The 25,313-nt window shown below is 65.0% G+C and carries 21 protein-coding genes; 13 read left to right on the forward strand and 8 right to left on the reverse strand.

The features are described from left to right. Positions 1-58 precede the first annotated feature (58 nt). From AC07VH_RS20305 to AC07VH_RS20320, 4 genes are all read right to left on the reverse strand, one after another. A complete protein-coding gene (locus tag AC07VH_RS20305) occupies positions 59-1,303 on the reverse strand; it encodes an ABC transporter substrate-binding protein (protein ID WP_494787910.1) in 1,245 nt (414 codons plus the stop codon). Positions 1,304-1,475: 172 nt separating this feature from the next. Then, positions 1,476-2,006, reverse strand: a complete 531-nt coding sequence (locus AC07VH_RS20310; protein ID WP_494787792.1) for a GNAT family N-acetyltransferase — start codon at positions 2,004-2,006, stop codon at positions 1,476-1,478. Further along, positions 2,003-2,521, reverse strand: coding sequence for a GNAT family N-acetyltransferase (locus AC07VH_RS20315; protein ID WP_494787793.1), 519 nt, complete (start codon positions 2,519-2,521; stop codon positions 2,003-2,005). Before AC07VH_RS20315 ends, AC07VH_RS20310 begins: the two co-directional genes overlap by 4 nt. Before the next feature lie 36 nt (positions 2,522-2,557). After that, complete coding sequence (locus AC07VH_RS20320) at positions 2,558-3,832, reverse strand: amidohydrolase family protein (RefSeq protein ID WP_494787794.1); 1,275 nt, start codon at positions 3,830-3,832, stop codon at positions 2,558-2,560. A 382-nt stretch (positions 3,833-4,214) separates the two neighbouring features. Here AC07VH_RS20320 and phaP point away from each other — a divergent pair, with 382 nt between their 5' ends. From phaP to AC07VH_RS20345, 5 genes are all read left to right on the forward strand, one after another. Then, the gene (phaP, locus tag AC07VH_RS20325; RefSeq protein WP_494787795.1) at positions 4,215-5,084 is read left to right on the forward strand and encodes a TIGR01841 family phasin; all 870 of its coding nucleotides are present in this window, start codon (positions 4,215-4,217) and stop codon (positions 5,082-5,084) included. A 165-nt stretch (positions 5,085-5,249) separates the two neighbouring features. After that, entirely contained in the window at positions 5,250-7,001 is a 1,752-nt protein-coding gene (locus tag AC07VH_RS20330) for an ABC transporter ATP-binding protein (RefSeq protein WP_494787796.1), read from the forward strand. Continuing rightward, positions 6,991-8,802, forward strand: coding sequence for an ABC transporter ATP-binding protein (locus AC07VH_RS20335; protein WP_494787797.1), 1,812 nt, complete (start codon positions 6,991-6,993; stop codon positions 8,800-8,802). The genes AC07VH_RS20330 and AC07VH_RS20335 overlap by 11 nt, the downstream gene beginning before the upstream one ends. Before the next feature lie 125 nt (positions 8,803-8,927). After that, entirely contained in the window at positions 8,928-10,628 is a 1,701-nt protein-coding gene (locus AC07VH_RS20340; RefSeq protein WP_494787798.1) for a methyl-accepting chemotaxis protein, read from the forward strand. 173 nt (positions 10,629-10,801) lie between these two features. Continuing rightward, a complete protein-coding gene (locus AC07VH_RS20345; protein ID WP_494787799.1) occupies positions 10,802-12,868 on the forward strand; it encodes a sensor domain-containing diguanylate cyclase in 2,067 nt (688 codons plus the stop codon). Positions 12,869-12,925: 57 nt separating this feature from the next. Here the strand turns inward: AC07VH_RS20345 and AC07VH_RS20350 are convergent, their stop codons facing one another. Continuing rightward, positions 12,926-13,255: a hypothetical protein gene (locus AC07VH_RS20350; RefSeq protein WP_475414782.1), complete on the reverse strand. Its 330-nt coding sequence runs from the start codon at positions 13,253-13,255 to the stop codon at positions 12,926-12,928. A gap of 174 nt (positions 13,256-13,429) precedes the next feature. Next, on the reverse strand, positions 13,430-14,317 hold the full coding sequence (locus AC07VH_RS20355; protein ID WP_494804032.1) for a hypothetical protein: 888 nt from the start codon (positions 14,315-14,317) through the stop codon (positions 13,430-13,432). A gap of 168 nt (positions 14,318-14,485) precedes the next feature. On the opposite strand from AC07VH_RS20355, the gene AC07VH_RS20360 reads away from it, so the two are divergent. Both AC07VH_RS20360 and AC07VH_RS20365 read left to right on the forward strand, forming a co-directional pair. Continuing rightward, complete coding sequence (locus AC07VH_RS20360; RefSeq protein WP_494787801.1) at positions 14,486-15,358, forward strand: hypothetical protein; 873 nt, start codon at positions 14,486-14,488, stop codon at positions 15,356-15,358. Then, positions 15,355-16,869, forward strand: coding sequence for a hypothetical protein (locus AC07VH_RS20365; RefSeq protein ID WP_494787802.1), 1,515 nt, complete (start codon positions 15,355-15,357; stop codon positions 16,867-16,869). Before AC07VH_RS20360 ends, AC07VH_RS20365 begins: the two co-directional genes overlap by 4 nt. Before the next feature lie 315 nt (positions 16,870-17,184). On the opposite strand, the gene AC07VH_RS20370 is transcribed toward AC07VH_RS20365, so the two are convergent. Next, the gene (locus AC07VH_RS20370) at positions 17,185-17,604 is read right to left on the reverse strand and encodes a hypothetical protein (RefSeq protein WP_475414786.1); all 420 of its coding nucleotides are present in this window, start codon (positions 17,602-17,604) and stop codon (positions 17,185-17,187) included. Between the two features lie 304 nt (positions 17,605-17,908). Here AC07VH_RS20370 and AC07VH_RS20375 point away from each other — a divergent pair, with 304 nt between their 5' ends. Continuing rightward, positions 17,909-18,979, forward strand: coding sequence for a M29 family metallopeptidase (locus AC07VH_RS20375; RefSeq protein ID WP_475414787.1), 1,071 nt, complete (start codon positions 17,909-17,911; stop codon positions 18,977-18,979). A gap of 3 nt (positions 18,980-18,982) precedes the next feature. On the opposite strand, the gene AC07VH_RS20380 is transcribed toward AC07VH_RS20375, so the two are convergent. Then, positions 18,983-19,942, reverse strand: a complete 960-nt coding sequence (locus tag AC07VH_RS20380) for a LysR family transcriptional regulator (protein ID WP_494787803.1) — start codon at positions 19,940-19,942, stop codon at positions 18,983-18,985. A gap of 110 nt (positions 19,943-20,052) precedes the next feature. Here AC07VH_RS20380 and AC07VH_RS20385 point away from each other — a divergent pair, with 110 nt between their 5' ends. From AC07VH_RS20385 to AC07VH_RS20405, 5 genes are all read left to right on the forward strand, one after another. After that, a complete protein-coding gene (locus tag AC07VH_RS20385) occupies positions 20,053-20,892 on the forward strand; it encodes a phytanoyl-CoA dioxygenase family protein (protein WP_494787804.1) in 840 nt (279 codons plus the stop codon). After that, positions 20,892-21,710, forward strand: a complete 819-nt coding sequence (locus AC07VH_RS20390; RefSeq protein WP_494787805.1) for a sugar phosphate isomerase/epimerase family protein — start codon at positions 20,892-20,894, stop codon at positions 21,708-21,710. Before AC07VH_RS20385 ends, AC07VH_RS20390 begins: the two co-directional genes overlap by 1 nt. A 109-nt stretch (positions 21,711-21,819) precedes the next feature. Further along, positions 21,820-22,281, forward strand: a complete 462-nt coding sequence (locus AC07VH_RS20395; RefSeq protein ID WP_475414791.1) for a MarR family winged helix-turn-helix transcriptional regulator — start codon at positions 21,820-21,822, stop codon at positions 22,279-22,281. 165 nt (positions 22,282-22,446) lie between these two features. Continuing rightward, complete coding sequence (locus tag AC07VH_RS20400) at positions 22,447-24,816, forward strand: M1 family metallopeptidase (RefSeq protein ID WP_494787806.1); 2,370 nt, start codon at positions 22,447-22,449, stop codon at positions 24,814-24,816. Next, complete coding sequence (locus AC07VH_RS20405) at positions 24,813-25,301, forward strand: DUF6702 family protein (RefSeq protein ID WP_494787807.1); 489 nt, start codon at positions 24,813-24,815, stop codon at positions 25,299-25,301. The genes AC07VH_RS20400 and AC07VH_RS20405 overlap by 4 nt, the downstream gene beginning before the upstream one ends. Positions 25,302-25,313: the final 12 nt, after the last annotated feature.

Below are 25,313 nucleotides of genomic sequence, written 5' to 3' on the forward strand. Positions count from 1 at the left end.
GACCCTGAGGGGCCGACCGCAGCCTTTCGCCGTTGGGGGTTGGAACGGTACTACCGGCTTATTTGCGTTTACTAGCCCGCTGCATCACTTCCGTCGCATACTCATTGGCTTCATCGAGCGCGCTTTGCACGTCGCCGCGCGTGCCCGTAAACACCTCCTCCAAAACTACGCCCAGGTTGTCGCCGATGTCCGGCCACTCGGGGCTGGGCCAGATGGTGACGCGCGAGACGGGCGTGGTGTCCGTCAGGCCGGCCTGGATCTGCGGCTTGACGTGCTTGCGGAAGTACTCGCTGGCGATGGTGCTGCTGCGGTTGTAGTCGCTGAAGACCTTGTCCTTTAGGCGCGCCTGTTCCTGCTCCTTGCCCGTGGCCCAGGCGATGAACTTGCCGGCCGCCAGGCGCGTGCATTCATCCTTCGCGCCAGTGGCGGAGATGGCCAGGCCGTGGCCAAACGCGGCCGATGGCAATGGCGATGGCGGGCGCACATAGCCCACCTTGTCGACCACCGAGGATTTTTTAGGGTCTTCCATCCAGTCGGCGAACGGCGTCGACTCGATCATGAAGGCCACCTTGCCCGACCTGAATGCTTCGAGCGCGTTGCTCCAGTCGTAGGTGGCACCGCCCGGCGGCGAGTACTTGAACAGCTCGCGGTACAGGGTGGTGGCCTTGACGGCCTGCGGCGAATTGAAGGCCGGCACGCCATTGTTTTCCCACTTGCCGCCGGCGGCCAGCATGAACGGCGCCCAGCGCCACACATTCATGCCCGAGCCGCGCTGGCCCCGCGCCGCCCAGCCATACACGTTCGGCGGGCTGTTGAGTTTTTTCACGGCGGCGACCAGTTCGTCGAGCGTCTTCGGCACGGCGATGCCGGCCTTTTCCAGCAGGTCGCGGCGGTAGAGCAGGAAGTCGCTGCCGCCGATCAGGGGCGCGAAATACGCCACGCCCTTGTACGCGGCGACGGCGCGGCGGCCCGGCAGGAAGTCGTCGTAGTCGGCATCCTTGGGCAGGTATTTGAGCAGGGGGACGACCCAGCCGGCCGTGGCGAATTCGGCCACGTTGGCTTCGTCGATGTAATAGATCTGGTAGGAGCCGGCCTTGGTGGAAGCGTCGAGCCTAGCCTTGGAGCGGCGGTCGTTTTCGCCGAAATAGCTGATCTGCACCTTGGTGCCGTTTTTCTTTTCATACTCGGCCAGGGTCTTTTCCATCACGGTCAGGCCCAGGCTCTTTTGCGCCAGCACCTTGAGGACGGGCACCGAGCAGCTTTGCGCCGATGCCGCCGGCATTGACGCGCAGGCGGCGGACATGACGCCGCCCCATGCAATAGCAGTAACGATCTTCATCACGAGTCTCCAGTTTTTATAGTCCGGCGGTCTTCCACCGGTATGCCAACTATAAAAACAAAGACTGCGCGCCACCACTACAAAAGCGGCCGGATTTTAAATACTATTTTTCAGTCTTTCGATATGCATTGTCCATTCAATCCAGACGAAAATCGCGGCGGTAGACGTTCGTATCCTTGCCGTCCGGCTGGCGGCGCGTAAAGCGCTCGAAGCGCAGTCCCAGCTTGTTGAGCAGATTGATCGACGCCTGGTTCTGCAGCGAGGTGATGCCGTACAGGGTGGGCATGCGCAGCACGTGCTGCGCATGCCGCACGATGGCCGCCGTCGCTTCCCAGGCATAGCCCTGGCCCCAGTAGGCGGGACGCATGGCATAGCCGATATCGGGGCCGGGCAGGCTGTCGCGCCGCACCAGGCCGGCCATGCCCACGGGGGTGCCATCGCTGCGCCGCTCGACGATGTACAGCGAATAGCCATGCTCGCCGAACTGCGCCATCGGTCCCGACTCCAGCGCGGCGCGGGCCGCTTCCAGGGTGTGGATGTTGCGCTGGCCGATGTTGGCGATCCACGACGGGTCGTTGACCAGCTCCATGTAGAAGGCCGCATCGTCCAGCGTGGCCGTGCGCAGGCGCAGACGGGGCGTCTCCATCACAGTGACGGCGCCGCTCATGCCGGCCACTGCATCGGATCGGTCAGCAGCTGGTACATCACGTAGGCGTCGACATAGCCCAGCTGCGCGTGGCGGTAGGCCAGCGGCAGGGTGGCGACCACCGTGAAGCCCAGTTTTTTCCACAGCGTGACGGCGGCCAGGTTGGTGCTGACGACGAAGTTGAACTGCATCGCCAGGTAGCCCGCGCGGCGCGCTTCTTCCATGCAGTGCACGCCCATCAGGCGGCCCACGCCCACGCCTTGCGCGGCCGGGTCGACCATGAACGAGGCATTGGCCACGTGCGATCCATGGCCCGGCTGGTTCGCCACCAGCTTGTACATGCCCAGCAGGCGCTCGCTGCCCATCACGGCGACGAAGCTTTGCACGCCGGGACCGAACCAGTAGGCGTGACACTCTTCGCGCGTGGTCTCGGCGGGGAAGGTATAGGTGTCGCCAGCGGCCACCAGGACCTGGAAGATGGCCCACATGGCGTCGAAATCGGCTTCGTTGGCCGGACGGATATCAATTTCTTTCAAGGCGGTGCTCCCAATGACAAATGATGGCCGATTGTATCAGCGCCCCAGGCGGAAGTTCACACTCTCGGGCCGCCCCGGCAGGTGCAGGCGCGATTGCGCGCGCGGTGCCTCGCTGACGACTTTCCCGCGCCGCAGCACCAGGCGCCGCGCGGCGCGCAGGCGCAGCGCTTCCACGGTGCTGCCGCAATCGAGTATCAGCAAGTCCGCGTGGCAGCCGGGCGCGATGCCGTAGCCGTCCAGGCCCAGGATGCGCGCCGGCGTCTCCGTCACGGCCAAAAAACACTCGTGCATCGCCTGCTGACCCGTCATCTGCGCCACGTGCAGTCCCATGTGCGCCACTTCCAGCATGTCGCCGGAACCGAGGCTGTACCACGGGTCCATCACGCAATCGTGGCCGAAGGCGACGGGAATGCCGGCGGCCAGCATCTCGGGCACGCGCGTCATGCCGCGCCGCTTCGGATATGTGTCGTGGCGCGCCTGCAGGGTGATGTTGATGAGGGGGTTGGCGATGGCCGCCACGCCCGCCTCGCGGATCAGGGGCAGCAGTTTGCTCACATAGTAATTGTCCATCGAATGCATGGAGGTCAGGTGCGAGCCCGTCACCCTGCCCTGCATGCCAAGGCGCTGGCTGTGGAAGGCCAGGGTTTCGATGTGGCGCGACAGCGGATCGTCCGATTCATCGCAATGCATGTCGACCATCAGGCCACGCTCGCAGGCAAATTCGCACAGCAGGCGCACGGATTCCGCGCCATCGGCCATGGTGCGCTCGAAATGCGGGATGCCGCCCACCACGTCGACGCCCATGGCGATCGCGCGTTTTAGATTATCGAAGGCGCCGGGACTGCGCAGGATGCCGTCCTGCGGAAAGGCCACCAGCTGCAGGTCGAGATACGGCGCCACTTGCCGCTTGACGTCGAGCAGCGCTTCGACGGCCAGCAGGCGCGGGTCGCAGATGTCCACGTGCGAGCGGATGGCCAGCAAGCCGCGCGCCACGGCCCAGTCGCAATACTGCAGGGCGCGTTCGACCAGCGCGTCCTGCGTCAGTTGCGGCTTCAGCTCGCCCCACAGGGCGATGCCTTCGAGCAGGGTGCCGGAGGCATTCACGCGCGGCAGGCCGTAGCTGAGCGTGGCGTCCATGTGGAAGTGGGCGTCGACGAAGGGCGGCGTGACGAGGTCGCCGGCGGCGTCGATCTCTTGCGCGCCCGTCACGGGCAAGGCGGGGCCGACGGCGGCGATGCGGCCGCCCTCGATGGCGATATCGATGGCGCGGCGCCCGTCGGGCAGGCTGGCATTGCGGATGACTAGGTCCATGCGGACACTCCTTCGGTTGACGACTGTGTCTGGTGTTTCAGTTAATTGTTACTTTATATATTTCCCATGGATGCTGCAGTGCAAGAAACCAGCCACTGGCAAAAGCGTAGCCATAGATTCCCTGGCAACGCTTTGCGCGCGCGCAAACTTTCCGCAAATGCCGCCAGGCGCATGAATAGGGCAAACCCATGGCGCACGCCCTTGAGAAAATAACTTTCAACTAACCCGAATCACCGCTAGAATATTCATATTGCGTTGCATCATAAAAAGTCCATGATCAGCTATTTAGCACGCTACCCACTTTACAAAACGCGGCCAACTCTGGTTTTCGGGATTTTGCAGAGCGTTTTGCCAGCATTTTAATCCGTACAAAGGAGTAAATATGTTTCCGCTTCCAGAACACATTTCCAGCGCCACCAAGTCGCAACTGGAAAACCAGCTGCAAATCTTCAGCCTCCTGACCAGCAAAGTCTTTGAAAGCGCCGAGAAAATCATCGCCCTGAACCTGAAGGCCGGCAAGGCCGCCCTGTCGCAGACGGCGGAAACGGCGCAGCACCTGCTGGTCACGCAAGACCCGCGCGACTTCTTCAGCTACAGCACCAGCCAGGCGCAGCCGAGCATCGAGAGCGTGCTGGCCTACAGCCGCCAGCTGTTCGGCATCGCCTCGGGCACCCAGGCGGAATTGCTGGCCTCGGCCAAGGCCCGCCTCGATGCGGCCGCCCCGGCCGTCGCAACGGCGCCTGCTCCTGCCGCAGCCAAGCCCGCGCTGGCCGTCGTCGCGCCTGCGCCTGCGCCTGCACCTGCACCCGCACCCGCACCGGCAGCGGCGCCCGCCCCCGTTGCCGCCAAGCCGGCCGACATAGCCAAGCCGGCCGCCAAGGTGGCGCCAGCCGCCGTTGCCGCGCCGGCAGCCAAGCCGGCGGCGGCACCTGCCAAGGTGGCCGAGCAAGCCGCCGAGAAGCCCGCCGTGAAAGCGGTGGAAGCCAAACCGGCAGCCAAGCCTGAAGCGGCCAAGCCCGTACCTGCCGCCGCCGCGCCAGCGAAAGCCGCCGCGCCAGCCCCCGCCAAGCCGGCCGCGAAACCAATTCCTTCGAGCAAACCGGCGGCCAAGCCAGCCAGCACCGCCGGCAAGACCGTGGCCAAGGCCGCCGTGAAGCACGCCCCTGCGCCAGCCGCCAAGGCAGCGCCCAAGGGCGCGCCATCGAAACAGCTCGACATGCTGGGCGGCGGCAAAGGCAGCGGCCGCAAGTAAGCTTCGCGCACGGCACTGACGCGGCAAAACAACGGGCTACGGCCCGTTTTTTGCGTGCCCGTCCACAGCGCGCTTTTCCGCCTTGTTGTATCCTACGCGTACTTTCCGTCCGCGTGCCCGTCCTTCCGCCCCGCGACACCCCATTACTCAAAACAAAAGGTAACCATGAGTTTATCGAGGCTCATCGCCGGCTTCGTGCGTCAGCATTGGCCGGCGTATGCCGCCGCCGCCGTCATGCTGACCGGCGTGGCAACACTGACCGTCTGGATCCCGCGCCGCGTGGGCGCCATCATCGACGCGCTGGCCGCGCACCGCATGACGGCCGCCGAACTGTGGCTTGAGCTGCTGACCCTGCTCGCCGTCGGCGTCGTCATCTATTTCCTGCGCGTGGGCTGGCGCATCACCCTGTTCAAGGCCGCCTACCAGCTGGGCGTGATGCTGCGCACGCGCTTCTACACGCGCATGTCGCAGCAGGGCGCGTCGTTCTACCAGAACCAGCGCACGGGCGACCTGATGGCGCTGGCGACGAACGACATCGACGCCATCGAAATGGCCGCCGGCGAAGCCATGCTGGCCGGCTTCGACGGCACCTTGACCTTGCTGATGGTGCTCGGCATCATGCTGCTGGGCGTGGACTGGCGCCTGGCCTGCATCGCCCTCCTGCCCTTCCCCCTGATGGGACTGGCCTTCTGGCGCATCTCGAGCCATATCCACACGGCGTCGACGGATTCCTTGAAACGCTTTTCCGCGCTGAACGACCATGTGCAGGAATCGCTGTCGGGCGTGCGCACCCTGCGCGCGCTGGGCCTGGAAGAGCGCAGCAGCCAGCAGTTCTCCACCCTGGCCGGCCACGCGGCCAACGCCAGCCTGACGGCGCAGCGCTGGGAAGCGGCGTACGAGCCGGCCGTCGGCCTGACCCTGACGGCGGCCACGGCGCTGACCCTGGGCCTGGGCGGCTACCTCGTGTGGCAAGAGCAGCTGACCATCGGCGCGCTGACGAGCTTTTCCATGTACCTGGGCCAACTGATCTGGCCCATGTTCGCCGCCGGCTGGGTGCTGTCATTGATCGAACGGGGCCGCGCCGCCTGGCAGCGCCTGCAGCCGATGCTCGACGCGCCGCTGGCCATCGACGACCATGGCAGCATCGCCACGCTGACGCCCGGCCCCCTGCAATTGCAGGACGTCGGCTTTGCCTATGCGGGCCAGACGGCGCCCGCGCTGTCCGGCATCTCGCTGCGCTTGCAACCGGGCCAGACCCTGGGCCTCGTCGGCCCCACGGGCAGCGGCAAGTCGACCCTGCTGCGCGTGCTGCTGCGCCAGGTCACGCCGCAGTCGGGCACGGCCACCTGGAACGGCCACGCGCTGGACGCGTATACCTTGCACGCGCTGCGCGCTGCCATCAGCTGGGTGCCGCAGGAGTCCTTTTTATTCTCCGCCACCATCGCCGACAATATCGCGCTGGCCCGCCCCGGCGCCACGCGCGAAGAAGTGGAACGGGCGGCGCAGCTGGCCGACATTCATGCCGATATTTTGCAGTTCCCGGACGGTTATCAAACGCATGTGGGCGAGAAGGGCATCACCCTGTCCGGCGGCCAGCGCCAGCGCGTGGCGATCGCCCGGGCCCTGCTGGCCGACAACGGCCTGCTGCTGCTCGACGACGCGCTGTCCGCCGTCGACACGGGCACGGAAACGCGCATCCTGCAGCACCTGGAAGAACTGCGCCGCAAGCGCCCCGAGCGCAGCGCCATCATCGCCAGCCACCGCCTGAGCGCCGTCGTCAACGCGGACCTGATCCTCGTGCTGCGCGACGGCCACGTCACGGAAACGGGCAACCACGACGCGCTGATGCAGCGCGACGGCTGGTACGCCAGCCAGTGGCGCTATCAACAACTGGAGGCCAGCCTCGATGCCATCTAATAAGACTGACCAAACCGCCAGCGCCACGCCATCCGTGCGCCGCCAGGCCGCGCAAGCCATCGGCCTGCTGCGCCGCGCCGCCGCGCCCGACCTGCGCCATTTGTACTGGGCCACGTTCTGGCTGATCCTCGCCGCCGCGCTGGAAGTCACGGGTCCCATTTTAGGCAAGGCCCTGATCGACCAGCACCTGCTGCCGCGCCATCTGGACTGGACGCGCATGTCGCTGCTGCTGGGCGGCTGCCTGCTGACGGGCTGGGTCGCTTCCGGCCTGCGCTATCTGCAGCTGGTGCGCCTGTCCGGCCTGGCCATGCGCTCGGTGCAGCGCCTGCGCGAAACCGTGTACCAGCACGTGCTGCGCCTGCCGATGAGTTTTTTCGATCGCGCCATCACGGGGCAGCTGGTCAGCCGCGTCACCAACGACACGGAAGCGGTGAAATCGCTGTACGTGCAGGTGCTGTTCGTCATCCTCGACAGCTCCATCGTCCTGGTCGGCACCATGGCCGCCATGGCCTTCCTCGACTGGCGATTGATGCTGATCGTGCTGGCCCTGCTGCCGGCCGTGCTGCTCATCGTCTTCCTGTACCAGCGCTGGAGCGCGCCGGCCGTCACGCGCGCGCGCGCCCTGCGCAGCGAGATCAATGGCCAGATCGCCGAATCGATCGGCGGCATGAGCGTGCTGCAGGCGAATAACGCGGAAAAGCGCTTCGGCGCGCGCTTCACGGGCATTAACCAGGACCACTACACGGCGCGCATGCAGGAATTGCGCGCCAACGCCTGGCTGCTGCGCCCCGCGCTCGACATGCTCAACATCGTGCTGCTGGCCGTCGTCATCTTCAGCTTCGGCCGGCGCGAGATGGGCGCCGTGGAGGTGGGCGTGCTGTATGCGTTCATCAGCTACATCGCGCGCGTGATCGAACCGCTGATCCAGATCACCATGCAATTCAGCCAGCTGCAGCAGTCGGTGGTGGCGACGGCGCGCGTCTCGGCCCTGCTCGACGAAGCGCAGGCGCTGGAACACGCGCCGGGCAAAAACGCGCCAGCCGCACGCCATGGCGCGCATGACGGCAACACGCCCGCCGTGGACATCGCCCGCCTGACCTTCGCCTATGTGGAAAACCAGCCCGTGCTGCACGAGCTGTCGCTGCAGATCCCGCAGGGCGCCTTCTTCGGCATCGTCGGCCACACGGGCAGCGGCAAGTCGACCCTGCTCTCCTTGCTGCTGCGCTTCTACCCCGTCACGCAGGGCAGCATCGCCATCAATGGCGTGCCCCTCGACAGCATCGACAACGAGCGGTTCCGCGCCGACGTGGGCCTGGTGCCGCAAGACCCCTTCCTGCTGGCCGCCTCGGCGCGCGAAAACATCGACATGGGCCGCGGCTACACGCAGCAGCAGATCGAGACGGCCGCGCGCGCCGCGCATGCGCACGACTTCATCGCGGCGCTGGAACACGGCTACGACACGCCGTTGGGCGAAGGCGGCTCGCGCCTGTCGTCGGGGCAGAAGCAGCTGATCGCGATTGCCCGCGCGCTGGCAGGCCAGCCGCGCATCCTGCTGCTCGACGAAGCGACGTCGCGCATCGATAGCCAGACGGAGCAGATCGTGCAGCTGGCCCTCAACGAGTTGCGCGGCAAGGTCACCATCATCGCCATCGCCCACCGCCTGTCGACCATCCGCGAGGCGGACCGGATCATCGTGCTCAACCATGGCCGCATCACGGAAGCGGGGCCGCACGACGCCCTGATGCAGATTGAGGGCGGCTTGTACCAGCGCCTGTATCTGCTGCAGCAGCTGGCAGTTTGAACAACATGGAGTGCCGTTGCGTGGCGGCACTTTTTTTCTGCACGGCATTAAAATGCCGTGCAGACGGGAGTATATTCACCTGACGGGCAATGCCAACGGCCCCAACCACACCTGCGGGGGACACCATGCGCAGCACACTGTCGATCAGGAATATCTTTGCCGCCATTTTTCTGCTCAGCCTGGCGCTCTCCCTCATCAGCCTGTGGGCGCTGTTCCGCGTGGCGGGCAAGCAGGCCGAGGCGAACCAGGTCACTGAAACGCGCTACCAGTCCTATCTGCTGGCCGATGAACTGCGGCAAAGCTCGGACGACCTGACCCGGCTGGCCCGCACCTACGTCGTCACGGGCGACGCCAGGTACGAACAGCAATACCTCGACATCCTCGACATCCGCAACGGCAAGAAGCCGCGCCCCGCCCATTACGAGCGCATCTACTGGGACTTCGTGGCGGCCGGCGTGCCCGTGCCCGCATCGACGGGACCCGCCGTGCCGCTGGCAGAACTGATGCGCAAGGCCGGCTTCAGCGAGCAGGAATTCGCCAAGCTGCGCGAAGCCCAGGCCAACTCGGACGGCCTGGTCAAGACCGAAGTGATCGCCATGAACGCCGTCAAGGGCCGCTTCGACGACGGCAGCGGCAACTTCACCAAAACCGGGCCGCCGGACCTGGAAATGGCCCGCGCCATCATGCACGACGCCGCCTACCACAGCAACAAGGCGAAGATCATGCAGCCGGTGAATGAATTCCTCACCCTGCTCGACCAGCGCACGGGCGCGGCCGTGCAGACGGCGATGAGCGGCACCATGGCGGCGTACTCCGTCACGGTCGGCGTGCTGCTGGTGTCCGTCATGGTCTCGCTGCTGTGCCTATTCCTCGTGTACCGCCACATCAAGCGCAGCCTGGACCAGGCGATCGCCACGGCGCAGCTGATCGCCGGCGGCGACCTGAGCATCGACGCCGTCATCGAACGAGCCGACGAAATCGGCGTGCTGCTGCATGCGATGAATACCATCAACGCCAACCTGACGGGGCTGATCGGCGACATCCGCAGCGGCACCGGCGAAATGTCGGTGGCCACGCACGAAATCGCGCTGGGCAATGCGGACCTGTCGGCGCGCACGGAAGCGCAAGCCAGTTCCCTCGAAGAGACGGCCAGCTCGATGGAAACGCTGACGGCGACGGTGCGGCAAAACGCCAGCAATGCCGGCGAGGCGAACCAGCTGGCCGCCACCGCCTCGGCCGTCGCCGTGCAGGGCGGCGCCGTCGTTGCCAAGGTGGTCGGCACGATGGGCGCCATCAAGGAAAGCTCGAGCCAGATCGCCGACATCATCGGCGTCATCGACGGCATCGCCTTCCAGACGAATATCCTGGCACTGAACGCGGCCGTCGAGGCGGCGCGGGCAGGGGAACAGGGACGCGGCTTCGCCGTCGTCGCCGGCGAGGTGCGCAGCCTGGCCCACCGCAGCGCTGCCGCCGCCCAGGAAATCAAGACCCTGATCAGCGCATCCGTGGAACGGGTCGACGCCGGCAGCAAGCTCGTCGACGAGGCGGGGCGCACCATGGCGCTGGTGGTGGAATCGATCCAGAAGGTAGCCGCCATCATGAGCGAGATCACCAGCGCCAGCCACGAGCAAAGCGCGGGGATCAGCGAGGTCAACCAGGCGGTCACGCAGATGGACAACATCACGCAACAGAACGCCGCCCTGGTCGAGCAGGCGGCTGCCGCCGCCGAGAGCCTGCAGGAACAGGCGCAAGCCCTGATCGCGGCCGTCGCCATCTTCCGCCTGAAGGACAGCGGGCCAGCCCGGGCCGCCCTGCCCCTGCGCTGACGCACAGCCAAAGTGTGCACTTTCGCAAATTTCCGCGTACCGCATGATATTTCTTGATTGCAACAGAATATAATCTGTTACAGACAGGTGGTCATTGCGGGAGCGGGACGTTGGCAGGCAGACAGAGACGGGCATCATGGCGAAAGGCGCATTGGCTGCTGGTATTGGCCTGCTTGCTGCCGCCTGCCGCGCACGCCCAGGTCGGCAACCTCGAGCAGTATCTTGCCGCCGTGCGCGACGACGGCCGCTTCGTGCCCGCGCGCGCCCTGGAGCGCCTGCAAGAGGTGGAAACGCAGGCGCGCAGCGCGCCCTTGCCCTTGCGCGCGGAATTCCTGACCCAGTTGAGCAACGCCCGCATGCGCCTGGGGCAGAACGACATCGCCATGCAGCTGGCCGAGGAGCTGATCGCCTACGCCCGCATGAACAAGAGCGACGTGGCGCTGGCGAAAGGCATACTCAACAAGGCCTACATCACGTTTGCCAGGAACGAGCGCCGCGCCTCGCACCTGCTGGCTTTTGAGGCGGAAAAGATCGCCAATGGCACGGACGACCTGCCCGTGCGCGTGCAGGCGACCATCAGCGCGGGCCAGTCGTGGGCCGAGGAAGGCAATTTCCCGTTTGCGCTGGCCAAGCTGCAGGCGGCCGTCGACCTGGCGCGCCAGAGCAACTCCCCCTCCAGTCTGGCCGCCGCCCTGAATGCCCTCACCCTGCTGTACACGCAGATGCGCGAATACGACAAGGGCTTCGAGGTGCTTGACGAACTGCTGGCAGTCTCCGCGACACTGGCATCGCCGGGCCGCATGGCGCAGGCGAAGAATACGGAATACGGGCTGGCGCTCGACGCGCAGCAGCCGCAGCGGGGCCAGCGCGCCCTGCTGGCGGCCCTGGCGCTGGAACGCCAGCTGGGCGCGCGCGGCATGGTGGCCGTCACTCTCGTCAATCTGTCCGATAGCTATTTGAAGCAAGGCGACTACGCGCGCGCCCTGCGCTACGCGAATGAAGCCATCACGGCGGCGCGCCTGGTCAACGATGAACAGGTGGAGGCGACGGCGCGGCTCAATATCGGCCAGGCGCTGATCGGCCAGGGACGGCTGCAGGAAGGCAAGCAAAGCGTGGCCACGGGCCTGGCCTACTACGAACGCACGGCCAACCAGCCGGACATGCAGGCCGTGCTGCTGGAATACGGCATGGCGCTGGAAAAGGCGGGCGACCTGCGCGGCGCCGTCACGGCCTACCACCGCGAGCGGGGCATTTCCAACCAGCTGTTCGAAAAGCAGCGGCAAAAGGCCGTGTATGAGCTGCAAGAAAAGTATGAGGCGGAAAAGAAACAGCGCCAGATCGAGCTGCTCAGCCGCGACAATCAGATCAAGAGCGCGGAAATCGACAACCGCCGCCTGCAGCAGCGCGTGTGGTGGCTGCTGGCGCTGGTGCTGGCCATGGCCTCCGCCATCGTTGGCTTGCTGTACCGCAAGGTGCGTCACGCGAACGTGCAGTTGAAGGTGAAAAACCAGGAACTCAAGCGCCAGAGCTCGCGCGATCCGCTGACGGCCCTGTACAACCGCCGCCACTTCCAGGAATTCATGCGCAGCCATGCGGGCAAGCCGCAGCCGTCCAGCGGCGGCGCCGACGTCGTGGGCGCGCTGTTCCTGCTCGACGTCGACCATTTCAAGCACATCAACGACCGTTACGGCCATGCGGCGGGCGACCTGGTGCTGACGACGATCGCCGAAACCCTGCACGACGTGTTGCGCGAAACGGACATGATCGTGCGCTGGGGCGGCGAGGAATTCCTCGCCTTCCTGCCGGCCGTCGCGCGCGACGGGCTCGACGATATCGCGCGGCGCATCCTCAACGGCATGGCGGCGCAACGCATCGACTACCAGGGCCAGACCATCGAGGTGCACGTGTCCGTGGGCTTTGCGCCCTATCCGCTGGCGCCGCTGGGGCGGCCGCTCACGTGGGAGCGCAGCGTCAACCTGATCGACATGGCGCTGTACCTGGCCAAGGCGCACGGGCGCAACCGGGCGTATGGCTTGCGCGGTTTCCGGCAGGTGGAAAGAACGACCCTGGAAGCGGTGGAGCAAGACCTGGAACGCGCGTGGCGCGACGGCTTTGTCGATTTGAGCGTGGTGCTGGGGGGAACGGACGGGATGGATGGCGCAAATACAGGGACAGGGACAACGGCGCACGCCAGGCAGGCTGGCGCCGGCGATGGCGTCGCCGCGGCTGGCATCACCTGACGCCAGCCGCGGTGACGGGACCGGCAGCGGCCGGCCCTGGCGCGGTGACTACGCTGATTACTTGTGCGCGGCGTCCTGCATCTTTTCGCCCGCTTTTTCCACTTTCTTGCCGACGGCATCGGCCGCTTCGCTCATTTTCTTGTCGGCGTCAGCGGCGACCTGGTCCATCTTGGCGCCCGTATCGGCAGCAGCCTGGCTCACGGCGGCGTCAGCCTTGGTAGCGGCGGCCTTGATGTCGGCTTCAGCCTTGGCAGCGGCCGCATCGATCTTTTGGCCAGCCTGTTCCGCAGGACCGGCGGCGACATCGTCCTTCTTCTGGCAGGCGGCCAGTGCCACAACCATCATCCCGGCGGCGCACACGGTCATCCAATTTTTGCTTGCTTTCATGATATTCCCTTTCATTGTTATCAAAAGACACAGATCAGTTCGCAATATACACCTGCCTAAAATTTTCTAGCGTGCGCTAACGCACATAAAAACAGGCTTTTGTGGCGTAGTTGTAAGCAATGGTATCTTGATATCTTCATGGCGCCTTTCACGATGGGCCAATGTTGCTGTGCGCTACTGGCCCGGCGCGGCGTCCAGCAGCGAACGCTCGAGCAATTGCGACAACGCCGCGCGCAGCGCCTGCGTGCGCGCCGCCAGTTCCGGCCGCTTGTAGCGCTCCGCGGCGATCAGGCTGTTTTCCAGGCAGACGCGGTCGCCCTTGGCCAGGCAGGCGTCGGCCAGGTCGAGCTGGACGCTGGCTTGCGCCACCTTCACCTTGGCGTCGAGCTCCAGGGTGTCGGGATCGTCGCCCCAGCGCTTCACGTGGGCGGCCAGGCGCGTGGCGGCCAGATCCGGCTTGCCCGCATCGAGCGCCTGCTTGACGCTGTCCTGCAGCGCCGCCCACGCCTGCGCCCGCTGCTGTTGCCTGTCGCAGGCAGCGGCGGACTTGGCGATGCTCGCCTGCAAGCGTTTGATCTGCGCGGCGGGCGCCTTGGCGCTTTTCAGCACGGCCAGCGCGCTGCGCGCGCCGTCCATGTCGCACTGCGCCGCCAGCGCAGCGGCGGCCTCGACCTGTTCCGCCACGCTGGCCGGCTTGTCGGCGGGCTTGTTATAGAACCAGATACCGGTCAGCACCACGGCCGCGGCGATCCACGTGCGCAAGCGTACCGGCGGCCGCGGCGGCGGCACCGAGCCCCTGCCGGCAGGCTTGGCGGGCGGCGCCTTGGCTGGTGCGGATGCTGCGGCGGGAACCGGCGGCGGGAATGGTTGGGGCGCAGGCGCGGGAGCCGCTACCGGTACCGGCGGCGGCATGCGCGGCACCGGCGGCGGCGCTACCGCTTTCTCCAGAACTGGCGCTTGCGCCGCCTGGCGCGCGCCGCAAAACGGGCAATGCGCCACGCGCAGCGGCAAGGTCCGGCCGCAGGCGGCGTTGATGCAAACGTCATTCACTGTTTCAAGCACATTCCAACCTTTTCCTGGAGTCATTCCACTGCATTCTGCCGCAATATTACCTTACGCGGGCACGGCAACGGCGCACCGGCGCCGTGTTCCATTGCCTTGATACCGATCAAAAAGTCTCCGCCGCCGCGGCCTAAGCTACAAGCACAGGCCAAGGACAAGGAGAACGCCATGTCAGCCCACCTGATCATCGAAGACGGCCAGCCCTGGTGGGACAGCGCCGATATCTGGGTCGTGCCCGGGAATGATCCGAATGGCCCGCCCGGCGCGCCCATTGCCGGCACCAGCAACTACCTGTGGGGCCGCGTGCACAACACGGGCAACAGCGCCTCGAACGGCGTGCGCGTGGACTTTTACTGGGCCGACCCTTCCGGCCAGATTGCCGTCGGCGCCGCCACGCAGATCGGTTCCGCGTTTGCCGACCTGCCGCCCGGCGCCACGCAAGAAGTGCTGTGCCTGGTGCCGTGGATACCCGTCATCGTCAATGGCGGCCACGAATGCCTGCTGGCCGTGGCCCACGGGCCTGGCGACGTCAACCCGCTGCCCGATCCGCTGCCCAACGGCTTTCCCTTCCAGCCCAAGCAGCATGAACAGATCGCCCAGCGCAACGTCAACGTGGTGCTGGCGGCAAGGCGCGCGCAATTGCTGGCCATCGCGGTGGCGGCCCTGCCCCGCGAAACGAAAAAAGTGGAACTGCAGATCGAGTATGGCGGCGAGCTGCCGGAACGCCTGCTGGCCACGCTCGGGCTTGAGCGGTGGCAGCCGGCCAGGGATGCGCACCTGGTGGCGGGCCTGGCGCGTACGCCCCATTGCAATGGCGATGCGCCCGGCGAGCAAAAACTGGCGCTGGAAGTGCCGCGCGGCCAGGCGCAGGCCGTCTACCTGAGCGTGCGCGCCGAAGCCTTGCCGCCACGCCAGTATGCGCTGCTGCGCGTGCTGGAAACCCAGGATGGCAAGGTACTGGGCGGCGTCACATATGTCGTCACCGATCTGGAGAAAGAGCAAGCGCAAGAACAGCAAAGCCCCGAGGAGCAAGCATCATGAGCGACACACCCCTGCAGGTGCTGACGCGGCCGTTCGCGATCGAGCCCGTCACCAATATCATGCTGCCCGATGGCATCTTCGACAATGCCATCTATGGCTTGCGCATCGCCGCCCACGTCACGAATATGTCCAACAGCGCACTGAGCAATGTCACGGTGTACCTGGAAAGCGTGGGCGACCCCGGCATCGTGCCCGTGGCGCGCACCTTTTTCTTTGCCAGCATTCCCGCCGGCGCGGCCATGCTGGTCATGTGGGATGCCGACTTCCAGCATGCGGCGCCCGGCAAGCGCCTCGTCAGCTTTGTCGCCAAGGCGGACGGCTACACGCCGCACCGCTCGATCCAGCAAATCTTCGTCTCGCAAACGCGCTTCGACAGCACGACCAACACCTACACGTGCACGGTCGAGGAAGGCACCCTGGAACTGTCCAAGCCGCAGGGCCACCTGCCCGGCAAGCGCTGGGGCAGCACGGGCACGGATGGCAAAGGCGGGGAAAATGCGTGCCGCTGCCCGCCCGGCCTGGGCCCCATCGTGCCGACCGGCATGACCCTCGTCTGGACGCCGAACCCCGCCTATGCGGGCACGCATGGCGAGCTGCCGTTTTCCGATCCGTGGTGGAAGATACTCGCCATCATCATCGCCATCATCGCCGCGCTGGTGGCCATCATTTCCGCCGCGCTCGGTTCCGGCAAGGCCAGCTTCAGCGTGGGCGGCACCTTCGAGGAAACGGACCCCAGCGTCGATTGCTGCTCGCTGGAAGGGGCCGGCTCGGGCCAGCCCGAATTCACGGTGGCGGGCGTGGCCTCGGCCATCGCCTCGGGCGCCATCGCCGTCGCCTGCTCCGATATCGCGGACCCATTCTGGCGTGGACAGGAAGCAACACCACCAGCCGCCGGCGAACTGACCCTGGCCGAGCGCGTGGTGGCGAAGTGGGTGTTGCCGGAAGCGCCGAATGCGGGCCTGCCCTACACGGCCGACATCAGCTGGGAGTATCAACGTTTCACCACGGGCGCCACCTACCAGCACGCCGTGAGCGAAACGCAAGTCAACATCCATGTGGCGGGGCCGGTGGAAACGGATACGCCCGCCGTCGTGCAAGCCTATGAACCGTTGTGGCTGCGCGCCAGCTTCAAGCGCGACAATGGCAATGTCTTCCGCGGCACGGAGCTGTACGCCTTCGTGCTGTTCCAGGCGCCGCAGGGCCTGTATTTCGTGGAATCGCTGACCGATGACGGCCTGGGCTTCGACCCGGGCGCCAACGACGGCGTCTACGCAGGCAGCCTGGACTTGAAGCGGGCTTACCGCACCCTGCTGCAATATGATCAAAAGGTCTTCGGCACCTGGAGAGTCTTCGTCTTCGCCCAGGACGTCAACCTGACCAAGCCCGGCACGCCGCCCGAAATCGCCGCCCAACACATCGGCGGCATGTTCATCGCCAGCGCCATCGAAATCACCTTCGACGACACCCTGCCCTGCCCGCTCAAGGCGCAGGCGAATATCATCGTGGTGTAGCAAGGAGCAAGAAGCGAAGTCAGGCGTAGGTCGCGTAGGTCGGATTAGCGGGGCAACGCCCCGCGTAATCCGACACATTGTTGACTCCAAGCCCACGCGACAGTGGCCGCGCAAGCATGCAGGGCCAAAGCGCCGCCCCCAAGACAATACGCCAGGACCGAGGGGAAGGCTACAAACTGTGGCCTTTCGTACAGCCGTTCGTAAGCGCGCCAAGAGCGGCTGAGAAAATGCTCAGGGCTAGGCGCCGCCTCGAAGACAGTACGTCAGTACGGCGAGAGGCAGGCAACAACGCCTTGGGCGTTTTATCAGCCGCTCTTACACCTTGACCGCGTCGGCCTTGGCAATGACCGTGCGTGGAATGATCTCCGTAACCGGACAAGTATCCATCGCATCCGAATACGCGAGCCAGCGCTGCAGGCTTTCCATGCGGCGGATGGTGATGCCCTTGCCATTGATATAGCCGATCTGCTCGAAATTGGCGGGGCTGGTGGTCAGCTTCGAGACGGTGGGCGCATTGTCGACCAGGCGGTCGTAGGCCTTGCGCGCCTTGTGCTCCCACTTGGCCAGCACGGGGTCGTCAAAGCGGTTGCTTTCAAAATACACGGTGATGGTGCGGTCGTGGTTGGCAAAACCGACGATGGCCGCCCCCTTGCGTATGGTCAACAGGACATCTTCCTTGACGCCCGTGACGGGAACGAAGACGGCGGCGCGCCCATCCGTATCTGGCCGCTCCATGGGAATATCTTGTCCGATTATGCTCATCACATCACACTCTTCATCATCGCCTGTAGGCTTGTTGTCCCTGCTTCACTGAAAGCGTGCCGCCATGCGCATGCGCGCCTTTGCCGCCGCGCCGGGCCGCTTCCAGGCTCGCTGCCATACCCTTTCATACCATTTTTCAAATAATACATTGCCCTAAAGCACTACACAAGATAATCAGGGACGCGGCGCCCCATGTCCTGCGCCGGATGGGGAATGGTGGCGTCCGGGGCAATCGCCTTATAATGCTGCGATTACTTCACGTCCCCACCTTTGCCCCATGACGCTTCCCGAGAATGACACCAGCCGGCTCGACGCCATCAGCGCCGCCGCCACCGAAGTGGCCGCGCAAAACGTGGCCGACCTGCTGGCCATGGCCATCTGCCACCGCCCGGACGAACCGTCCCTGATCGTCTGCGACAAGCGCAGCTGGCTCAACGTCGTGCTGACGGAAGCGTACCGCCAGGCCTTGCCGGACGCCGTCTTCATCGATTTCGACGAGGTCACGCCGGAGGCCGTGCTGGCCGCGTTTGCCGAACTGCCGGCCGGCAGCCTCGTCGTGCTGATCCAGTCGACCAGCTTCCGCCTGGAAGCGTTCCGCATCCGCATCGAGCTGTTCAAGCGTGGCTTGAAAGTGATCGAGCACGTGCATCTGTCGCGCATGCCTGGCGTGCAGGGGCTGCACTACATCGCCTCGCTGGCCTACGATCCCGCCTACTACCGCGGCGTCGGCCATGCACTGAAGGCGCGCATCGACGGCGCCCGCCACGGCATGGTCGACAGCGGCGGCGAGCAGCTGGTCTTCGCCTCCCCATTCGAACCGGCCAAGCTGAATATCGGCGACTACAGCGGCATGAACAATATCGGCGGCCAGTTTCCCCTGGGCGAAGTGTTTACGGAAGCGCAGGACCTGGAAGCCGTGAACGGGCGCGTGCGCATCTTCGTCTTCGGCGATACCCACTTCATGGTCAACCGCCCCGACACGCCGATCACCCTGATCATCGACAAGGGCCGCGTGACGGGCACGGAACACGCCACGCCGGAATTTCTGGCCATGCTCGAGATCATCCGCGCGCATGAAGGCGAAGTGTGGGTGCGCGAACTGGGCTTCGGCATGAACCGCGCCTTTTCGCGCGAACAGCTGGTCAACGACATCGGCACCTATGAACGCATGTGCGGCATCCATCTGTCGCTGGGCGCCAAGCATGGCGTCTACACGAAACCGCAATTCAAGCGCAAGGATGCGCGCTACCACGTCGACATCTTCGCCGTCACCGAGGCCGTTTATCTCGACGACGAGCGCGTGTACGCCGATGGCGCGTGGACGGTGGAACCGGTCGCGTTCAATTGACCGTCAGCTGAAAAATCCAGCCGCTGCCAGCTCGCGGTCCCACGGCGGCACGGGCTGGTATTCGGCCACCAGGAAATCGATCAGCGCGCGCACCTTCGGCGACATCTGCCGGCTGGCCGGATACAGGGCGCTCAAGTGATTCAGCGGCAGCTCCCAGCCGGACAGCACGGGCAGCAGGCTGCCATCGAGCAGGTTGCGCCAGGCGAGAAAGGTGGTGCTGTAGACGATGCCGAGCCCCCGCTGCGCCGCCTGGTGCAGCACCAGGCCATTATTGGCCGTAAACCCCGCCTGCACGCGCACGCTCACCTCCTCGCGCCGCTCCCCGTCTCCACGCAGGAAATGCCAGTTCGTGCCATCGGTCAGGTGGCTGAAATGCAGGCACTGGTGCTGCAATAAATCCTGCGGCGTCCGCGGTACGCCCCGTTGCGCCAGATAGGCGGGGCTGGCGCACAGCACGGCGCGGCACGGCGCCAGCGGACGCATGGCCAGCGCGCTGCTGTCCGGGATGCCGCCCACGCGGATGGTCAAGTCGAAACCGTGGCGTATCGGATCGAGCAGCGCATCGTCGACAAACAGTTCGGCCCGCACCTGCGGATGCAGCAAACTGAAACGGGCGACGGCATCGGCCAGCCACGCGCTGCCGAAACTCGATGGCGCCTGGATGCGCAGCGGCCCGGCCAACTCCGCCCCGGCCCCCGCCTGCGCCACGTGCGCCACCATGCGCGCCGCTTCCTGCGCCTGGCTGACGGTGGCCATGCACGGCGCCAAGTAGGCGCGGCCCGCATCCGTCAAGCTCACTTCGCGCGTGGAGCGGTGCAGCAGGCGCGCATTGAGGCGCTCTTCCAGCTGCATGATGGTCTTGCTGACCATGGCGCGCGTCAAGCCCAGGCGCTGTCCCGCCGCCGTGAAGCTGCGCAGGCGCGCCACTTCGACAAAAATTTCCATCGCTTTTAGTTGATCCATGTCAAAGATTGTCTGCGTTTTAGCGACAATCTGTCAACCGCCGGGCGATTGTTTGCGCACTGTCCCCATCCTACAATGGCGCTTTCCATTGACCTTCCGGAGCCGCCGCCATGCTAACAACTGAACAACAAGAACAATACCAACGCGACGGCTATATCATCCTGCCCGGCTTCAAGGGCGCGGACGAAATCGCCGCCCTGCGCGCGCGCGCCGAACAGATTGTCAACGAATTCGATCCCAGCGTCAGCCAGTCGATCTTCACCACGCGCGACCAGGCGAAGAATACCAACGATTATTTTCTCGCCTCCGACAACACCATCCGCTGCTTCTTCGAGGAAGAGGCCTTCGGCCCGGACGGCCAGCTGAAGCAGGCCAAGTCCCTGTCGATCAACAAGATCGGCCATGCCATGCATGACCTGGACCCCGTCTTCCGCGCGTTTTCGGCCGACCCGAAACTGGCCGATGTCGCACGCGACCTGGGCCTGGCGGATGCGCAGGTCTGGCAATCGATGTACATATTTAAACAGCCCGGCATCGGCGGCGAAGTGCGCTGGCACCAGGACGCCACGTATTTCGAGACCACGCCGGTCAGCGTGACCACGTTCTGGTTCGCGCTGGAAGACGCGACCCTGGACAACGGCTGCCTGTGGGCCGAACCGGGCGGCCACCGCGGGCCCCTGCGCGAACGCTTCATCCGCAACGGCGACCAGGTAAGAGTGGAAAAACTCGATGCCATGCCGTGGCCCGACGACAGCACGGCCGTGCCGCTGGAAGTCAAGGCGGGCGCCCTCGTCTGCTTCCACGGCTTGCTGCCCCATTACAGCGCGCCGAACCGCTCGCCCGTCTCGCGCCACGCCTACACCCTGCACGCCACCGACGGCCAGACGCAATACGCGGCGCACAACTGGATCCAGCGCGACGCGGCGTTCCCCGTACGGGGCTTCATCTGATGCGCATCGACGTCTTTGCCGCCCACTGGGGCAATAACGACCTGCCGCCCGAGGTCTTCATCGACAGGGTGGCGGCGGCCGGCTTCGACGGCATCGAAATGTCGCTGCCGCTGGACGCCGCCCTGCGCGAGGAATGGACGGGACGCATCGCCGATGCGGGCCTGCAGCTGATCGCCGCGCAGTGGGAAACCGTGTTCCACAGCGACTTCGAACTGCACCGCGCCGCCCTGGCGGAACTGCTGGAAAACGCCTGCCTGGCGCGCCCCGTGCTGGTCAACACCCACACGGGCAAGGATTACTATATCCAGGCGCAGAACGCGGCATTGATCGACCTGGCCGCCGCCATCTCGGCCAGGCACGGCGTGCCCGTCGTGCATGAGCTCCACCGCAGCCGCTTTTCCGGCCATCCGATGCTGCTGCTGCCGTATCTGCAGCAGTATCCGCAGCTGCCGTTGACGGCCGACCTGTCGCACTGGTGCTGCGCCTGCGAATCGCTGCTGGAAGACCAGCCGCACACGCTGGCGCAGGTACTGCCGCTGGTGCGCCACGTGCATGCGCGCGTGGGCCATGCGCAGGGGCCGCAGGTGGCCGACTTCCGCGCGCCGGAAGCCAAGCCGGCGCTCGACGCCCACCTGGCCTGGTGGGACGCCATCGTCGCCCTGCGCCGCGCGGCCGGTGCCGAACGCATGACGTTTACGCCGGAATTCGGCCCAGTGCCCTACACGCAAACCCTGCCCTGGACGCAGCAGCCGGTGAGCGACGCGTGGGAGCAGAACGTCGCCATGCTCAAGCTGCTGCGCGCGCGCTACGCGCAGTAGTTCGCCACGACCGCGCCCATGCCCCGGGCCAACCGGTCCGGGGCATGGGCGCGCCAGCCACGCTTGTCACGCGGTTGCAATTAAATAGCGCGCTATATATACTGTCCCCATGGATACCACCACCGCCCCCAACCCCTTGCACCAGGTGCCGCGCCTGGACAGCCAATTGTGCTTTGCGCTGTACTCGACCTCGCTTGCAATGAACAAGCTGTACCGCAAGCTCCTGCGCAAGCTCGGCCTGACCTATTCGCAGTACCTAGTGATGATGGTGCTGTGGGAGCGCGACGGCCTGACGGTGTCGGAAGTGGGCGAGCGCCTGTTCCTGGACTCGGCCACCCTGACGCCCTTGCTCAAGCGCATGGAGCAATCGGGCCTGCTGACGCGCACGCGCGCCGCCAGCGACGAGCGCCAGGTCATCATTTCCCTCACGCAGCAGGGCGACCAGCTGCGCCATCAAGCGGCCCTGCTGCCCGAAGCCATCCTGACGGCCAGCCACTGCAGCGTGGAGCAGGTTGTGGACATGAAACAACAACTGAACCAGTTGCGCGACAGCCTGATGAAAAGTGAGTAAAAACGCCGCTTTTCCGAGCAAAATCAGGTAAAGCATCACCCTGACGGCGCCAGCCAAAAGCCGGCGCACAATCCGCCTTTCTTTATTACAAATCGATACAAGGCCGGTATCGCCCTGCGTATAGAATAGTTGCCACTATTTCCTTACAACAACATCAGGGTGACCATGCGCATACCTTTCGGCTCCGTAGCCTCGTTGGCTCTGTGCTTTACCGTGTCGGCCTTCGCCGCCGAACCATTCGACGACAAGTTCCGCCAGCTCGAAGAAGTGCTGCCCACCCCGAATACCTACCGTACCGCCTCCGGCGCGCCTGGCCACGCCTACTGGCAGCAGCGCGCCGACTACACGATCCGCGCCAGCCTGGACGAAGCCAAACGCGAGATCGCCGGCAGCGGCACCATCACCTACCATAACCGGTCGCCCGACACCCTCGGCTACCTGTGGCTGCAGCTGGACCAGAATATCTACAAGCCCGATTCCGACGCGCGCCGCATGACCACGGCGCCCTCGCGCCAGGCCTGGGCCAAGACAGCGGGCGAAGACACGATGAAGTTCGAAGGCTTGCGCGGCATCCTGGCGCGCGGCGACTTCCAGGGCGGTTTCAATATCCGCCGGTTGACAGGCGCCGATGGCCAGCCGCTGAAGCACGTCATCAACCGCACCATGATGCGCATCGACTTGCCGCAGCCCTTGAAACCGGGGCAGGACTTCGCCTTCCAGATCGACTGGGATTACCGCATCAACGAACAGAAGGTGCTGGGCGGGCGCGCCGGCTATGAAGTCTTCGACGACAAGAACGCCCTGTTCGAAGTGGCGCAGTGGTTCCCCCGCATGGCGGCCTATTACGACGCGGCCGGTTGGCAGCACAAGCAGTTCCTCGGCTCGGGCGAATTCACGCTGGAATTCGGCGACTACGACGTGCAGCTGACGGTTCCGGCCGACCATATCGTCGCCGCCACGGGCGCGCTGCAAAATCCGCAGGAGGTGCTGTCCGCCGCGCAGCGCGAGCGCCTGGACAAGGCCCGCGGCAGCGACAAGCCCGTCGTCATCGTCACGCAGAAGGAAGCGGAAGCGGCCGAGAAATCCGTCAGCCGCGCGCAAAAGACGTGGCACTTCAAGGCGGCCAACGTGCGCGACTTCGCCTGGGCCTCGAGCCGCAAGTTCATCTGGGATGCGCAGGGCTACAAGAAGGGCGGCAGCGACGTGATGGCCATGTCCTACTATCCGAAAGAGGGCAATCCGCTGTGGGAAAAATACAGCACGCAAGCCATCGTGCACACGATCGAACAGTACAACAAGTACAGCATCGACTATCCGTATCCGACGGCCATCTCCGTCAACGGCCCCGTGGGCGGCATGGAGTATCCGATGATCTCGTTCAACGGCCCGCGTCCCGTGAAGGACAAGAAGACGGGCGAGCTGACGTATTCGAAACGCACCAAGTATGGCTTGATCGGCGTGATCATCCACGAGGTGGGCCACAATTACTACCCGATGATCATCAACTCGGACGAGCGCCAGTGGACGTGGATGGACGAAGGCCTCAACACCTTCGTGCAATACCTGGCGCAGCAGGCGTGGGAAGAAAACTATCCGGCCTCGCGCGGCGAACCGCGCGAAATCGTCGACTACATGCGTAGCCGCGACCAGGTGCCCATCATGACCAATTCCGAGTCCCTGCTGCAGTTCGGTAACAACGCCTATGCCAAGCCGGCGGCGGGCCTGAACATTCTGCGCGAGACCATCCTCGGGCGCGAACTGTTCGACTACGCCTTCAAGGAATATGCGCAGCGCTGGAAGTTCAAGCGCCCCACGCCCGCCGACTTCTTCCGCACCATGGAAGACGCTTCCGGCACGGACCTGGACTGGTTCTGGCGCGGCTGGTTTTATACGACCGACCCGGTCGACATCAGCATCGACGGCATCAGCGAATACGGCGTGAGCTCGAAAGATCCGGCAACGGAAAAAGCCTGGAAAAAGGCGCAGAAGGACGCCCAGCCGGAATCGGTGACGAGCCGCGCCAACAAGGGCATGCCGCGCCGCGTCGACGCGCATCCGGAACTGAAGGATTTCTACAACCAGCATGACGATTTCACGGTCACCAACAAGGACCGCAACGCCTACGCCGAAGCGCTGGCCGCGCTGGAACCGTGGGAAAAGGACTTGCTGAAACAGGGCAAGCACCTGTATCTGATCGACCTGTCGAACCTGGGCGGCATGGTCATGCCCCTGATCCTCGAGATCGAGCTAAAAAGCGGCAAAAAATACGTCGAGCGCGTGCCGGCAGAAGTATGGCGCTACTCGCCGAAGAAAATCACCAAGGTCGTCATCACGGACGAGCCGATGGTGGGCCTGGTGCAGGACCCGTACTGGGAAACGGCCGACATCGACACCAGCAACAATAGCTGGCCGAGAAAAATCACGCCATCGCGCCTGGAACTGTTCAAGAGCGAGAAGTCGCCCAGGGAGAACCTGATGCGCGACTTTCATACGCCGTTGAAGGGCAGCGGCCCGGCCAAGGGCGGCGAGGCGTGAAGCGCTGGCGCCTTCTCGCTTGCGCCGTGCTGGCCTGCGCCAGCATGGCGGCCGGCGCCCATAATTTCCACATGGGTATCGCCGACATCAGCTATAACGCGGCCAGCGGCAGCACGGAGGTGGTGCACACCTACACGGGCCACGACGTCGAGGCGCTGCTGACGAATCTGTACCAGCGCCAGTTCGACCTGGGCCAGGAAGACAGCGAAGCGGCGCTGCGCCGCTATGTCGAAAAACAGTTCTATCTCGTGGGGCCGGACGGCAAGCGATTGCGCCTGAACTGGGTCGGCATGAAGGTCAACGCCGACAACGTGGTGATCTTCCAGGAGATCGAAGGCACGCGCCTGGCCCCCGCCACGCGCATCCACAACCAGTTGCTGACCGACTTCCTGCCCAGCCAGCGCAATACCCTTAACGTGCAGGACAGCGGCAGCATCCAGACGCTGATCTTCGACCGCCAGAACACGGAACTTCCGATTCGCTAAGCCCCGGCTCCC

Source organism: Janthinobacterium sp. GW821-FHT03C10 (assembly GCF_059420865.1).

Excerpts from the sequence above, each read along its gene's own strand:
- AC07VH_RS20400 (WP_494787806.1), top strand. The coding sequence starts at position 22,447 with ATGCGCATACCTTTCGGCTCCGTAGCCTCGTTGGCTCTGTGCTTTACC.
- AC07VH_RS20375 (WP_475414787.1), top strand. The coding sequence starts at position 17,909 with ATGACGCTTCCCGAGAATGACACCAGCCGGCTCGACGCCATCAGCGCC.
- AC07VH_RS20305 (WP_494787910.1), bottom strand. The coding sequence starts at position 1,303 with ATGTCCGCCGCCTGCGCGTCAATGCCGGCGGCATCGGCGCAAAGCTGC.
- AC07VH_RS20360 (WP_494787801.1), top strand. The coding sequence starts at position 14,486 with ATGTCAGCCCACCTGATCATCGAAGACGGCCAGCCCTGGTGGGACAGC.
- AC07VH_RS20395 (WP_475414791.1), top strand. The coding sequence starts at position 21,820 with ATGGATACCACCACCGCCCCCAACCCCTTGCACCAGGTGCCGCGCCTG.
- AC07VH_RS20320 (WP_494787794.1), bottom strand. The coding sequence starts at position 3,832 with ATGGACCTAGTCATCCGCAATGCCAGCCTGCCCGACGGGCGCCGCGCC.
- AC07VH_RS20380 (WP_494787803.1), bottom strand. The coding sequence starts at position 19,942 with ATGGATCAACTAAAAGCGATGGAAATTTTTGTCGAAGTGGCGCGCCTG.
- AC07VH_RS20310 (WP_494787792.1), bottom strand. The coding sequence starts at position 2,006 with ATGAGCGGCGCCGTCACTGTGATGGAGACGCCCCGTCTGCGCCTGCGC.
- AC07VH_RS20350 (WP_475414782.1), bottom strand. The coding sequence starts at position 13,255 with ATGAAAGCAAGCAAAAATTGGATGACCGTGTGCGCCGCCGGGATGATG.
- AC07VH_RS20335 (WP_494787797.1), top strand. The coding sequence starts at position 6,991 with ATGCCATCTAATAAGACTGACCAAACCGCCAGCGCCACGCCATCCGTG.
- AC07VH_RS20385 (WP_494787804.1), top strand. The coding sequence starts at position 20,053 with ATGCTAACAACTGAACAACAAGAACAATACCAACGCGACGGCTATATC.
- AC07VH_RS20390 (WP_494787805.1), top strand. The coding sequence starts at position 20,892 with ATGCGCATCGACGTCTTTGCCGCCCACTGGGGCAATAACGACCTGCCG.
- AC07VH_RS20340 (WP_494787798.1), top strand. The coding sequence starts at position 8,928 with ATGCGCAGCACACTGTCGATCAGGAATATCTTTGCCGCCATTTTTCTG.
- AC07VH_RS20330 (WP_494787796.1), top strand. The coding sequence starts at position 5,250 with ATGAGTTTATCGAGGCTCATCGCCGGCTTCGTGCGTCAGCATTGGCCG.
- phaP (WP_494787795.1), top strand. The coding sequence starts at position 4,215 with ATGTTTCCGCTTCCAGAACACATTTCCAGCGCCACCAAGTCGCAACTG.
- AC07VH_RS20370 (WP_475414786.1), bottom strand. The coding sequence starts at position 17,604 with ATGGAGCGGCCAGATACGGATGGGCGCGCCGCCGTCTTCGTTCCCGTC.
- AC07VH_RS20365 (WP_494787802.1), top strand. The coding sequence starts at position 15,355 with ATGAGCGACACACCCCTGCAGGTGCTGACGCGGCCGTTCGCGATCGAG.